Source organism: Porphyromonas sp. oral taxon 278 str. W7784 (genome assembly GCF_000467855.2).
Classification (GTDB): Bacteria; Bacteroidota; Bacteroidia; order Bacteroidales; family Porphyromonadaceae; genus Porphyromonas.
Map to the genome: position 1 here is coordinate 13,199 of NZ_KI259221.1, position 13,530 is coordinate 26,728.

Annotated in this window: 11 protein-coding genes; 7 read left to right on the plus strand and 4 right to left on the minus strand. The window is 56.5% G+C overall.

Features of this window, described 5'->3' with window-relative positions; all coding sequences use genetic code 11:
• Positions 1–403 precede the first annotated feature (403 nt).
• From gyrB to HMPREF1556_RS00080, 3 genes are all read left to right on the plus strand, one after another.
• Positions 404–2,371: a DNA topoisomerase (ATP-hydrolyzing) subunit B gene (gyrB, locus tag HMPREF1556_RS00070; RefSeq protein ID WP_021666107.1), complete on the plus strand. Its 1,968-nt coding sequence runs from the start codon at positions 404–406 to the stop codon at positions 2,369–2,371.
• Between the two features lie 82 nt (positions 2,372–2,453).
• Positions 2,454–3,233, plus strand: a complete 780-nt coding sequence (locus HMPREF1556_RS00075; protein ID WP_021666108.1) for a lipoate--protein ligase family protein — start codon at positions 2,454–2,456, stop codon at positions 3,231–3,233.
• Positions 3,230–4,141 (plus strand): TIGR01212 family radical SAM protein, encoded by a 912-nt coding sequence (locus HMPREF1556_RS00080; protein ID WP_021666109.1) that lies wholly within the window; start codon positions 3,230–3,232, stop codon positions 4,139–4,141. Before HMPREF1556_RS00075 ends, HMPREF1556_RS00080 begins: the two co-directional genes overlap by 4 nt.
• 131 nt (positions 4,142–4,272) lie before the next feature.
• Here the strand turns inward: HMPREF1556_RS00080 and HMPREF1556_RS00085 are convergent, their stop codons facing one another.
• From HMPREF1556_RS00085 to HMPREF1556_RS00100, 4 genes are all read right to left on the minus strand, one after another.
• Positions 4,273–5,166: a Ppx/GppA phosphatase gene (locus tag HMPREF1556_RS00085; protein WP_021666110.1), complete on the minus strand. Its 894-nt coding sequence runs from the start codon at positions 5,164–5,166 to the stop codon at positions 4,273–4,275.
• Entirely contained in the window at positions 5,159–7,249 is a 2,091-nt protein-coding gene (locus tag HMPREF1556_RS00090) for an RNA degradosome polyphosphate kinase (protein WP_044125006.1), read from the minus strand. Before HMPREF1556_RS00090 ends, HMPREF1556_RS00085 begins: the two co-directional genes overlap by 8 nt.
• A 29-nt stretch (positions 7,250–7,278) precedes the next feature.
• Positions 7,279–7,746: a cytidine deaminase gene (gene cdd / locus HMPREF1556_RS00095; RefSeq protein ID WP_021666112.1), complete on the minus strand. Its 468-nt coding sequence runs from the start codon at positions 7,744–7,746 to the stop codon at positions 7,279–7,281.
• A gap of 212 nt (positions 7,747–7,958) precedes the next feature.
• Positions 7,959–8,651 (minus strand): hypothetical protein, encoded by a 693-nt coding sequence (locus HMPREF1556_RS00100; RefSeq protein ID WP_021666113.1) that lies wholly within the window; start codon positions 8,649–8,651, stop codon positions 7,959–7,961.
• A 394-nt stretch (positions 8,652–9,045) separates the two neighbouring features.
• Here HMPREF1556_RS00100 and HMPREF1556_RS00105 point away from each other — a divergent pair, with 394 nt between their 5' ends.
• From HMPREF1556_RS00105 to pgl, 4 genes are all read left to right on the plus strand, one after another.
• Positions 9,046–9,411, plus strand: coding sequence for a DUF1304 domain-containing protein (locus HMPREF1556_RS00105; RefSeq protein ID WP_021666114.1), 366 nt, complete (start codon positions 9,046–9,048; stop codon positions 9,409–9,411).
• Between the two features lie 86 nt (positions 9,412–9,497).
• Complete coding sequence (gnd, locus tag HMPREF1556_RS00110; RefSeq protein ID WP_021666115.1) at positions 9,498–10,964, plus strand: decarboxylating NADP(+)-dependent phosphogluconate dehydrogenase; 1,467 nt, start codon at positions 9,498–9,500, stop codon at positions 10,962–10,964.
• A gap of 13 nt (positions 10,965–10,977) precedes the next feature.
• Positions 10,978–12,540 carry a glucose-6-phosphate dehydrogenase gene (zwf, locus tag HMPREF1556_RS00115; protein ID WP_044125010.1) on the plus strand — a complete coding sequence of 521 codons (1,563 nt, stop codon included), beginning with the start codon at positions 10,978–10,980 and terminating at the stop codon, positions 12,538–12,540.
• Positions 12,537–13,235, plus strand: coding sequence for a 6-phosphogluconolactonase (gene pgl / locus HMPREF1556_RS00120; protein ID WP_021666117.1), 699 nt, complete (start codon positions 12,537–12,539; stop codon positions 13,233–13,235). Before zwf ends, pgl begins: the two co-directional genes overlap by 4 nt.
• Positions 13,236–13,530: the final 295 nt, after the last annotated feature.

The following is a 13,530-nucleotide window of genomic DNA, read 5'->3' on the forward strand; positions in this document are numbered from 1 at the left end:
CAAAGATACAGGTATCCCTTCACGGACGCTATCCCCTATAGTAGTGATTTGCTCGCAGCCTCCTACCTGATACTAATTAGGAGAGCCTTCTCGGGAGGCTCATTTGCACCCCCTCAGGGGAACCTACGGTAGGTCGCCTTTGCGACCCACTGTAGGTCGTCGAGACGACCTACAGTGGGTTTTTTCGACGACCTACCGTGGGTCGTTTTTTGCCCCTTCGGAGCAAGGCGCTCCAGCCCGCTGGTGAAGCGACTTTCTGACGAGTCTTGCACCTTGACGAAAATGAAGGATTCTGGGCCCCGAAGATGGATGAGATTTTCCCTCACCAGAGAGCCGAAGAAGGTACAAGGGATGCGCATTTTTCGTATCTTTGTCTATCTATTAACTTCATATTGCGACAATAATGAGCGAAGAGCTATTCGACCAAGCCCAAGCAAGCGAAAAGGAATACTCAGCCAGTAGTATACAGGTCCTAGAGGGTCTAGAGGCCGTACGTAAGCGCCCTGCCATGTACATCGGTGACATCGGTGAGAAGGGATTGCACCACTTGGTCTACGAAGTCGTAGATAACTCGATCGACGAAGCCTTAGCTGGCTATTGTAATGACATCAAGGTCTTCATCCACGAAGACAACTCCATCGAAGTCCGAGACAATGGTCGCGGTATCCCCGTAGATATCCATGAGAAGGAAGGTAAGAGTGCGCTGGAAGTCGTACTGACCGTCCTGCACGCTGGGGGTAAGTTCGACAAAGGCTCCTACAAGGTCTCTGGGGGGCTCCACGGGGTGGGGGTCTCCTGTGTCAACGCCCTCTCTACCTACCTCAAGGCCATCGTACAGCGTGACGGCAAGGTGTACTCTCAGGAGTTCAGCCGTGGCGTACCTACGACCGAACTGCTGACTATCGGCCAGACGGATCGTACCGGTACGACCGTCATCTTCAAGCCCGACGACACGATCTTCTCCGTCACCGAGTATCAGTTCAAGATCCTCTCTACTCGCCTGCGTGAGCTCGCCTTCCTCAACGCCGGCATCACCCTCTCCCTCATCGATGAGCGCCAGCGCAATGAGGCTGGTGAGCCCCTCGTCGAGTCGTACTATTCGGAGAAGGGTCTGGAGGAATTCGTCAAGTACATCGACCGCTCCAAGGAGCACCTCATCGATGACGTCATCCATATCGTCACCGAGAAGCAGGGCGTCCCCGTAGAGGTGGCGATGACCTACAATACCTCCTACAACGAGAATGTCTACAGCTACGTCAACAACATCAACACCATCGAGGGCGGTACGCACCTGGCGGGCTTCCGTCGTGGGCTTACTCGTACGCTGAAGAAGTACGCTACTGACTCCAAGCTCCTGGACAAGGTGAAGGTCGAGATCACGGGGGACGACTTCCGTGAAGGCTTGACCGCTGTCGTGAGCATCAAGGTCGCAGAGCCTCAGTTCGAGGGACAGACCAAGACAAAGCTCGGGAACAACGAAGTGATGGGGGCCGTCGATATCGCTGTCAGCGAAGCCCTCGAGATCTACCTCGAAGAGCATCCCAAGGAGGCGAAGATCATCGTCGACAAGGTCATCCTCGCTGCTACGGCACGCCAGGCTGCCCGCAAGGCTCGTGAGATGGTCCAGCGTAAGTCTCCCCTCTCGGGTGGTGGCCTGCCTGGCAAGCTCGCCGACTGCTCCTCTAAGGATCCTGTCCTCTCGGAGCTCTTCCTCGTCGAGGGTGACTCTGCAGGCGGTACGGCCAAGCAGGGCCGTGACCGAGAGTTCCAAGCTATCCTGCCTCTACGTGGTAAGATCCTCAACGTAGAGAAGGCTATGCAGCACAAGGTCCTCGAGAGCGAAGAGATCCGAAATATCTACACCGCCCTAGGGGTGACCATCGGTACTGAGGAAGATAGCATGGCGCTCAACCTGACCAAGCTCCGCTACCACAAGGTGATCATCATGACCGATGCTGACGTGGACGGTAGCCATATCGCCACGCTCATCCTGACCTTCTTCTTCCGCAATATGCGTTCGCTCATCGAGAATGGCTACGTCTACATCGCTACACCTCCTCTCTACCTCTGTACCCGAGGTAAGGAGCGTGAGTACTGCTGGACGGAGCAGCAGCGTCAGGCCTTCATCGACCGTGTCGGTGGTGGTGATGAGAACCGTGTACGTGTCCAGCGCTACAAGGGTCTTGGGGAGATGAACGAAGAGCAGCTCTGGGAGACAACGATGAATCCCGAGAATCGTACCCTTCGCAAGATCACGATCGAAAATGCTGCCGAGGCTGATGCGATCTTCTCCATGCTCATGGGGGACGATGTAGCTCCTCGCCGTGAGTTCATCGAGGCGAATGCTACCTACGCTCGTATCGACGCATAGCCACTAGACATCCCTTACATAAGCGAAGGCTATCCTCACGGCATGGATGTGCCGCAGGGGATAGCCTTCTCCTCTCCTTGCTATGACACAAGATCAAGCTAAGACGAACGCTTACTACTATATCAGTCCTTCGACCGATCCCTACTACAACATTGCTCTGGAGGACTACCTCTATCGCCAGCTACGCCCCCTAGATACGATCTACTTCCTCTGGGTGAACCGCCCTTCGGTCTTCATGGGGCGCTACCAGTGGGCAGATGCTGAGCTGGACATGCAGTATCTCGAGGAGAAGGGGATAGCCCTGCTTCGGCGTACCTCTGGGGGAGGTACGGTCTATCATGATCTAGGGAATCTGAACTTCACCGCGATCAAGAATGATCACTCGGGACTGGGCTTCGACCTGAAGGCCTTCCCTCAGCCTGTGCAGCGAGCCTTAGCCCGTCATGGGGTGGCGGTAGAGCGCTCCCCTCGGGGAGACCTTCGTCTGGATGGACTCAAGGTAGGGGGAGCAGCTGAGGCGGTGAACCGCTCCCGCATGCTCTACCATATCTGTCTGCTCTTCGACGCCGATCTAGAGGAGCTGGAGCGTATCCTCACTGTAGATCCTTCGGTCACAGTGGGCTCTCGTGTCGCCTCGGTACGCTCCCAGGTCACGAACCTCCGACCTGCACTCCCCGCTGGTTACACGATCGCTGATCTTCAGGAGGATATACTGAGTGCCCTAGCCGAGGAGCATGAGGGGCTCTTCCCCCTCCAGTTCAACTCCTCTGTCGAAGAGTATATCCGTCGGGAGCGAGCCGAGCACTTCGAGCATCTGGACTGGATCCATTCACCCATTGGCAAGGCAAAAGAAGGACGATGAACGAACCAGAAGTATCCCTTCCCTACATCGACTTTGGTACCTTCCTTAGACGCTACTTCCCAGAGCAGAAGGTACAGAAGATCACCCTCACCGCAGGCTTCTCATGTCCTACGAGAGATGGCTCTATAGGTAAGGGGGGCTGTACGTACTGCAATAACAAGAGCTTCAGCCCTAACTATGCCGTCAAGCTCAAGAGTATCACCGAGCAGATCGACGAAGGGATAGCCTTCTTCCGTCGCAAGTACCCTGAGATGCGCTACCTAGCCTACTTCCAGTCCTACACGAATACGTATGGAGAGGTGGCAGACTGCATCGCTAAGTACGAAGAGGCGCTGAGTCACCCCGATGTCGTGGGGCTCATTATCGGTACACGCCCCGACTGCATGCCCCAGCCTCTGCTGGATTATCTCAGTGAGCTCGCCAGGCGTACCTTCCTCCTCGTCGAGTATGGAGTGGAGAGTACCTGCGATAGGAGTCTAGAGCGTATCCAGCGGGGACACTCCTGGCAGTGTAGTGTCGATACGATCCACCGCACCCACGAAGCAGGCATCCTCGTAGGAGCCCATCTCATCTTAGGCCTCCCAGGGGAGAGTAGGGAGGAGATGCTCCAGCATGCCGATCGTCTCTCGTCGCTCCCGATCACGACACTCAAGATCCATCAGCTACAGATCATCCGTGGTACGATCATGGCAGGCGAGTATCTACGCCATCCCGAGGACTTCCACCTCTTTACCGAAGAGGAGTATATCGAGCTCATCGTGGACTTCGTACATCGACTACGCTCCGATATCGTCCTTGAGCGCTTTGTCTCTCAGTCTCCCCCAGCGCTTCTCCTCGCTCCTCGATGGGGCTGGAAGAACCACGAATTCACCGCTAAGATCCGTCGTGCCCTAGAGAAGGGCTCCTAGCCTAGAGAGGAGACTCCCTGCCTCATCCTTCACATACATTAAGCCCCCTTATCTGAGAGCAGATAAGGGGGCTTTTCAGTTAGCTCCTGGGCTCTAGGCAATAGCCTGCCTAGGAGTATAAGTTGAGGGCGCTAGAGCGGACAGACGGAGTCGACGATACCGTCCGCTAGGCCCTTGGTAGGGACGATGATCTCGGTGGCCTCGGTGATCTCTGCCACCAGCAGGAAGATATCTGCAGCAGGGACGATGACCTCGGCACGGTCAGGCTTGAGGCGGAAGATAAGCATACGTTCCACGGGCGTATATTGGCGTAGCTCATCGGCGACAGCACGAAGGTTAGCTACGGGGAGGTTACAGATATTCGCTCGCTCCGAAGGAGCTCCTAGGCGAAGGAGCTTATTGATATTGCCCCCAGTACCTACGAGGCGGAGCGTACCGTAGGTCTCCTTGAGTTGCTGGACATACGTACCGAAGGACTCCCGCTCTTCGTCCCGTACCTTCCCGCTGAGCTGACGGATCGTACCTATATCGAAGGAGCGGGACTCGATGAGGTCAGAGCCTCGTACGAGGTTGAGCTCTGTACTACCGCCCCCGACGTCGATGTAGAGGAAGGTCTCCTCCTCCTCCTGCCCAGAGAGTGCTCGGATGAGATCAGAGGAGATGAGCTGAGCCTCCTCTCGGCCGTCGATGATCTCGATCTTGATCCCCGTCTTCTCATAGATCTTCTCTACCAGTTCCATCCCATTCTCTGCATCTCGCATCGCCGAGGTAGCACAGGCTCTGAAGGCTTCTACCTCGTAGATCTCCATCAGTTCATGGTAGGCCTTCATGAGGCTGATGAGTTGCTTGGACTTCTTCTTAGAGATACGCCCATCGACGAAGGCATCCTCCCCGAGGCGGAGGGGTACACGTACGAGCTGTACCTTGGATAGGGGCTCGGTGCTCCCTGGCTCATTGAGGCACTTGATGAGGAGGCGTACGGCGTTGGAGCCTATATCTATACCGGCGTAGTGTGATTTACCCATGATTTTCTTCTTTCTTCTTTGCTACGTAGTATTGGTAGAGTGTTTGCTGTGAGTTGAAGAGCTCCGTCTTGTCATCTATATCCTCCCGACGAGGGCGTACCTCCTCGCCGTTGGTATAGTAGCCCTGCTCGGTGTCCCTGAGGCCCGCCGAGATGACGAAGTCGAGCTCCCGCTGGATGTCAGGATCATAGACGGGGGTCATCACCTCGATGCGTCGATCGAGGTTGCGTGTCATCCAGTCGGTCGAGCCTATGTAGTACTTAGGCTCGCCATCATTGCCGAAGATATAGATGCGTGAATGCTCGAGGTAGCGGGAGATGATGGCGTTGATGAAGAGCCCTTCGCTGTAGCCCGGTACTCCTGGGATGAGGGAGCAGTTGCCTCTCAGGCATAGCTCCACACGCACCCCTGCCGTGCAAGCCTCATAGAGCTTAGCTACCATCTTCTCGTCGACGACATGATTGAGCTTGAGGCGGATGAAGGCATCTTTGCCTGCTCGTGCCAGACGGATCTCCTTGTTGATCATCTGATAGAGAGGCTGGCGCATATCGTTGGGGGCAACTAGGAGATGATGGAAGTGCGTGTTGATGAAGGGACGCTCGATGAAGTCGAAGACCTGTGCTACATCTCGGACGATGCCCTTGTGAGCGGTCATCAGCATGAGGTCGGTGTAGAGGCGGGCTGTGCCCTCGTGGAGGTTACCCGAGCCGATACAGGCGATGTCTCCCCGCTTCGTGCCGATGTAGACGAGCTTGGAGTGTACCTTGAGCTTCTCGTGTCCTAGTACGACATTGATCCCTGAGTCCTGCATCTTCTTCCCCCAGCTGATATTGGACTGCTCGTCGAAGCGAGCTAGGAGCTCAACGACGGCCGTGACACGCTTCCCATTCTGCGCAGCGGTCATCAGAGCCTTGACGACCTTAGAGTTCTGAGCGACACGGTAGAGTGAGATACGTATCTCGGTGACATCTTCGCTGATGGCAGCCTCTTGCAGTAGGCGTAGGAAGTGGTCAAAGCTGTAGTAGGGGAAGTGGATACACCGATCTCGGCGGAGTACCTGACTGATGATGCTCTGAGCGTAGTGGAACTCATCCATCTGCAGGGGCTCTTGCTTCGGGAAGCGCAGTCCTGGTCGTCCGCAGTCGGGGAGCGTCATCAAGTCACGCATGTTGTGATAGCGCCCGCCACCGATACGCATATCTCGGTAGTTGAGCTCGGCCATATCACTCAGGCGGCGTAGGATCTCAGGCGAGAGGGCTTCGTCGTAGACGACACGTACCGCCTCACCTCGCCCACGTCGCTTGACCCCTCTGGATACCATCTCGATGACACTAGAGCGAAGGTCCTGCTCGAGCTCAAACTCTGCATCTTTGGTGAACTTGAAGGTATAGGCCTCGTACTGGGCATACTCTCGTCCAATGAAGATATAAGGGAGACAGTAGCGGAGTACGTCGTCGAGGAACATCAGGTAGCTCTCCCCATCCTTGTCCCGAAGGCGCAAGAAGCGTCCTAGCTCCTTCGTCGGCACTTCGAGTAGAGCTACATCATGAGCCAGCTCCTCTTCGCCCTGCTCATGCCAGAGGACGACGACGAGATAGAGGGACTCCTTGAGGTGCTGCTCGGGGCGGAAGGTCGGACTATTGATGAAGATCGGGTTGGTGATCCCATTGATCTTGTCCATGAAGAAGGAGAGGACCTCATCCTCCTGGTCGGTCGTCAGCTCCTGCTCATTGATGATATGGATGTGAGCTTCGTTAAGGCTCTGCAGGAGGTCGGCGAAGGTGCGGTCGAAGAGGGCTGAGTACTCGTGGTTGAGCCGTATGATGGTACGGAGCGTCTCCTTAGCCTTCCTACGCTCATGCGTGGGTATAGGTTCGAGAGAGCCTACGATGCGCCTCAGGGAGGCAACACGCACACGGAAGAATTCGTCGAGGTTGTTGGAGTAGATCCCGAGGTAATTGAAGCGCTCCAGCAGAGGTAGATCTGTGCGTGCAGCCTCGAAGAGGATGCGCTTATTGAAGTACATCCAGCTCTCATCTCGCTCGATATAGGGGAGGCGTCCTCGGTGGTGGCTATGAGGCATAAGCTATGGATATATCTAGGGGGTGGAGTCTAGAGGCTACTCCCATCGAAGCCGAAGGGCAGTAGATAGCGGCAGTCCTCTAGGACGACGGTCTTCTCGTCCCCTGCCAGTAGGATGGGGAAGGGGTGGAAGCGGGTAGCTGCCTCCATGATGACCTGACGACAGCCTCCGCAGGGGGAGATGAAGGGGACTCTCCCCGAGGCATTGAAGGCCACGATGAGGAGCTTCTCTACAGGGACGTCAGGACACTGAGCTCCCGCCCAGAAGAGCGCCGTACGCTCGGCGCAAGTTCCCGAAGGGTAGGCGGCATTCTCTTGGTTCGATCCCGTGATGATCTCCCCGTTGGCTAGGAGCACAGCCGCTCCGACGTGGAAGTGGCTGTAGGGCGCATAGGCCTTCTGAGCAGCCTCTACGGCTAGCTCCTCGAGCCGGCGGTCTTCGGGGGTGAGCTCGCTCCTGAGGAGCGTCTTATAGGGTATGGTGAAGGTCTGTTCCATGAAGCAATTCTTCTAGTGACGAGGGAGTATGTGGACGAATGCTTGTCGCTCGTCTCCTTAGCGAATGTACGAAAAATATAGCTCCCTCCTTCATGCGACACACCCTCTCCCCAACCGAGGGTGGGGAGAGGGTGTGAGATGGAGGTATATCTTAGGCTCATGGGGCGCACCCTCATAGGGAGGAGAGGCCCAGGAGCTATAGGAGGTGTACCTTACTTCTTACGGCGTCGAGCACGCTCCTTCTTCGCAGGCTTGACGATGGGGACGATCTCGATGTGAGCATCGATACCTAGCCCGTCGATGATGCGCTGGATGAACTTCTGCTTGATCCCCGTGGGTGAGCCTGTCTGGAGGTAATAGTTCTTCTCCAGATGCTTGAACGAAGAGGCTAGTTCCTTACCGTCTGATTCGATGATGAGGGGCTCCTTGTTGAGCTTCAGCCCGAGGTCACGTACCTGAGCTACACCCGACTTCTGTACGAAGGCTCTGAAGGTATCTGCTGCGCTTTTCTCTTCGAGGCTGGTGCCGTCAGCGTAGACGATACGTAGGCGAGTGATCGAGGAGGATGAGAGGGCTTGCTCCAGAGCGCTAGCCTTGCGCTTGAGGCGACGTGCTTCGCGAGCCTCTCTCTGAGCTACTACTTCTTCTGAGCTGAGCTCTCCTGCACGACGGTGCTCGATCGTGTAGGTGCTGGGATTAGCTGGATCGTAGTGGAGGGTGAAGGTGATGGGTTGATCAAGGACGGAGAGCGTATCTCGTAGCGCATTGCGCATAGCTCGATAGAGCTCCTCCTGGATGAGGCGATCTTCCTCCTTCTTGATTTGTTTGTCTACATCGTTAGCGATGGATATCCCTTGTGCTTCCAGGGTACGACGTGCGTCGATAAGTTGTGATAAATTGGCCATCCTGACTTTCTTAGTCTATGAATTGAGATTATTTCTATCCCTACAACGTGGTAGATATAGATTGTATTTTGTCCCCACAAATATTTTTTGTCTTCGGGTGATTTGGGTGGGTATAGTTGACAGATATATGCCTTTCAGCTTGGCTCTAAAGATAGAGAGGATGGAGGTGGGTTAGCCTCCGAGTAAGTAGCTACTTCCTTCATCTAAGGTTGGTGCCGATAGGGAGCTCCTTTACTCCTCATTACCCTCGGTCTCTCCCAGCTAAAGGGGCGTCTTAGGGAGGGATGAAAGCAAACCTTTTGGCAGATCGGTCTGTTTCGGATACATATCATACTCGCTCTGATGGTCTTGCGTAAGTAGGACTTGAGGGGTGGAGTATCATCAAGCAAAAGAAATGACTATAGTAGCAACGATCCTTGTCGCATTAGTGGCGCTGGAGCATCTGTATATCCTCTGGATCGAGATGTTCGCATGGACGACGAAGGGGAGAGAGGTCTTCAAGGGAGTACTCCCCGATGAGCTCTTCGAGCGCACCCGAGGCTTGGCTGCCAACCAAGGCCTATATAATGGCTTCCTCGCTGCGGGGCTGATCTGGGGGCTGACGATCGCTGATCCCCTCTGGAGCCTCCGTGTGCAGCTCTTCTTCCTCCTCTGTGTCGTGACGGCTGCTACCTACGGGGCTATGCGCTCAAGTCGGAGCATCCTCCTCAAGCAAGGGTTACCCGCTATCCTAGCCCTTCTAGCCCTTCTCCTTAGCTAATTCTCATCTGAGTACTGCAGGGCTGGGTAGCCTCAGCTATTGAGATCCCCAGCTCCTCGCATGCGCTCATCTATCCATCTATATCAATGACTAGAAAATCTGACATTGGCCTCATCGGTCTTGCTGTCATGGGCGAGAACCTCGCTCTGAACATGGAGCGCAATGGCTTCCAAGTATCCGTATACAACCGTGCCGAAGGTGCAGAGGCACACGTCGTCGAGCATTTCCTCTCGGGGCGTGCCGAAGGGAAGCACTTCCTAGGCTTCACTGACCTCAAGCCCTTCGTCGAGAGTATCGAGCGTCCCCGCAAGATCATGATGATGATCCGTGCGGGTAAGCCCGTAGACTCTGTGATCGATGCACTCCTCCCTCACCTAGAGGAAGGAGACATCATCATCGACGGGGGTAACTCTAACTGGGAGGACTCTGAGCGTCGAGAGGCTACGCTCCGAGCACGAGGCGTCTACTTCGTCGGCTGTGGTATCTCTGGTGGCGAAGAGGGAGCGCTCAATGGCCCTGCGATCATGCCGGGTGGAGCACGTGAGGCTTGGCCTACGCTGGAGCCTATCTTCACGAAGATCGCTGCTAAGGCAGAGGATGGCTCTCCCTGCTGTGCATGGATCGGAGCTGGAGGCTCAGGGCACTTCGTCAAGATGGTGCACAACGGGATCGAGTACGGTGACATGCAGCTCATCGCTGATGCCTATGCAGTCCTCAGCCAGATCGCTGGTAAGTCGAACGAAGAGATGGCCACCATCTTCTCCAGCTGGGGGGCAGGCAAGCTCAGTAGCTACCTCATAGAGATCACCTCGGAGATCCTCCGTCATCGGGAGTCCTCGGGCGACTACCTCATCGACAAGATCCTCGATGCTGCAGGGCAGAAGGGGACTGGGAAGTGGTCGGTCATCAATTCTCTAGAGTATGGAGAGCCTCTGGGTCTGATCGCTACCGCTGTCTACGAGCGTAGCCTATCCTCGGGCGTGGACCTTCGTCGCGAGGCCTCTGAGCTCTACCCACGTGAAGCTCGCCAGCAGTCCGACTTCACCGAAGCCGATGTACTTGCGCTGGAGCGTACACTCTACGCCTCGAAGATCGTCTCCTATGCCCAGGGCTTCTCCCTCCTCTCGGAGGCCTCTCGTGCGAACGGCTGGGAGCTTGATCTGGCTTCTATCGCTCGTATCTGGCGCAATGGATGTATCATCCGCTCCTCCTTCCTCAATGACATTGCTGCAGCCTACCAAGCTGAGCCCGAGCTGAAGAACCTTCTGCTGGCCCCTTACTTCCACAGGGAAGTCGAAGAGGCTCGCCGTGACTGGCGTCAGACGGTGGCTAATGCCTTCCTCCAGGAATGCTCTGTGCCCGCCTTCGCCTCGGCGCTGAGCTACTTCTCCTCGCTGACGACTCGTCGTCTGCCAGCCAACCTCGTGCAGGCACAGCGTGACTTCTTCGGGGCACATACCTTCGAGCGTGTAGATCAGCCCCGAGGGCAGTTCTTCCATGAGAACTGGACCGGCCGAGGTAGTGATACCTCTTCTACCTCATACAATGCTTAGAGCATCCCTAGATATGCAGCAGACACCAGCACATAGCTTACCCCAGAGCCTCATCCTCGTGATCTTCGGGGGCTCGGGGGACTTGACTAAGCGCAAGCTCATCCCTTCGCTCTATCAGCTCTTCAAGCCGGGGAAGCTCCCCGAGCGCTTCGCTGTCCTCGCCCTCGGGCGTACGGACTACACCGACGAGACCTACCGACCCCATCTGGATGAGTCCCTCCAGCGCTATCTAGCGGAGGGGGAGTATGATGCGTCGCTAGCGGAGCAGTTCCTCTCAGGCGTGCACTACCTCTCGATGGACCCCTCGGAGGTAGCAGACTACCCGAAGCTCAAGGAGAGCCTCGCTCGTCTGGATGAGCGTATTGCCAACCCTGGGAACTACATCTACTATCTCTCCACGCCACCCTCGCTCTACGGGGTCATCCCTCAGCATCTGGCCGAGGTCGGCCTGAATAAGGAGGAGACAGTAGGCCCTGACGGGGAGACGCAGGCCATCCGTCGCATCGTCATCGAGAAGCCCTTTGGCTACGATCTGGCCTCTGCCCTAGAGCTGAACGAGATCTACCGATCGGCCTTCCACGAGCATCAGCTCTACCGTATCGACCACTTCCTCGGCAAGGAGACGGTGCAGGACATCATGGCGCTCCGCTTTGCTAATGGGATCTTCGAGCCCCTCTGGAATCGCAACTACATCGAGCGGGTCGAGATCACCGCTGTGGAGAACATGGGTATCGAGAGCCGAGGAGGCTTCTATGACCAGACAGGCGCTCTGCGAGATATGGTGCAGAATCACCTGGCTCAGCTCGTCGCCCTGACGGCGATGGAGCCCCCCGTGCAGTTCAATGCTGATCTCTTCCGCAACGAGGTCGTGAAGGTCTACCAGTCCTTCCGTCCCATGACGAAGGAGGAGATCCGTGGGAGCGTCGTCCGTGGTCAGTACACCGAGAGCCAGTGGAAGGGGGAGCATCACCGAGCTTACCGAGAGGAGGACAAGATCCCCGCTGATAGCCGTACGGAGACCTTCGTAGCGATGAAGCTCTTCGTCGACAACTGGCGCTGGCAGGGTGTCCCCTTTTATATACGTACGGGGAAGATGATGCCTACCAAGGTCACGGAGATCGTTGTCCACTTCAAGCCTACGCCCCATCGTATGTTCACCACGATCGATGGTGAGACGATCCCCAATCAGCTCATCATCCGTATCCAGCCCAATGAGGGGATCTCGCTGAAGTTCGCTGCTAAGGTCCCCGGCTCGGGCTTTGAGGTGAAGCGAGTGTCGATGAACTTCACCTACGATCAGCTCGGAGGGATCGCCTCGGGCGATGCCTACTCCCGTCTCCTCGAGGACTGCATGCTGGGCGATCCGACGCTCTTCACTCGTAGCGATGCTGTCGAGATGAGTTGGCGCTTCTTCGACCCCATCCTCTCTTCGTGGCAGGAGGAGGACTTCCCCCTCTACGGCTACCCAGCAGGGACCTGGGGCCCGAAGCAAAGTGACACGATCATCGATCGGGAGCATAGCTGGACCAACCCCTGTCGCAACCTAACTAACTCTGAGCTCTACTGCGAACTATGATCTACCGTCACTATGCGACCCCCGAAGCTGTAGCTCGGGCTGTCGCCGAAGAAGCCTTCGTCCGCCCCTCCCGTGAGGGCTGGGTGCATATCGCCGTGTCGGGTGGCTCAACCCCCCGACTTCTCTTCGAACTCCTAGCTTCGGAGCCACTAGTCAGCTCTGTCCAGTGGGATCGTGTGCATCTCTACTGGGTGGATGAGCGGTGCGTGCCCCCGACGGATGTCGAGAGCAACTATGGGATGACCGAGGAGACCCTCCTTCGCCACGTCCCCATCCCCGAGGGGCAGGTCCATCGCATCGCAGGGGAGAAGGACCCCGAGCGTGAGGCTAAGGATTACTCGTGGCTTGTCGGCTCGGAGCTTCCCTTCGATGGCGAGTATCCCATCTTCGACGTGGTGATCCTTGGGCTGGGAGACGACGGACATACCTCCTCGATCTTCCCCCATCAGATGGAGCTCCTAGAGACCGACCAGCCCTACGCTGTCGGGGTAAGCCCTCGGGGACAGAAGCGTGTGGCGATGACAGGACCCACGATCCTGGCGGCGAAGAAGCTCCTCTTCCATGCTACGGGACAGAAGAAGGCTCCGATCCTACGAGCGATCGCTAGGTCAGCGCCCGAGGCCGACCGCTATCCTGCGACCTATATCTTCCGCCATCGCTCCGACGTGGAGCTCTATACCGACGTGAAGCTCTAGGCAAAGAGGCTGGGGAAGAGATTTAGTGCTTGCCCGACCGAAGCTCCCTGTATAATAGACGAGGCCACACCGCTTACCTTGGGCGGTGTGGCCTCGTTTTCTTTTGGCATCAAGAGAGAGGAATATACCCGCCCCTAGTGACCCATTCATGGGTCGCTGTGGTCACCCATTCATGGGGTCCTCGGGTGACCCATGAATGGGGTACTTCTGGGAGGCATGAATGGTACTCCGTGGAGGAGGGGAGTGGGGTGAGGAGCTTCCCCGAGGTGACAGGGCTAGATATTCTGAGGAAGGA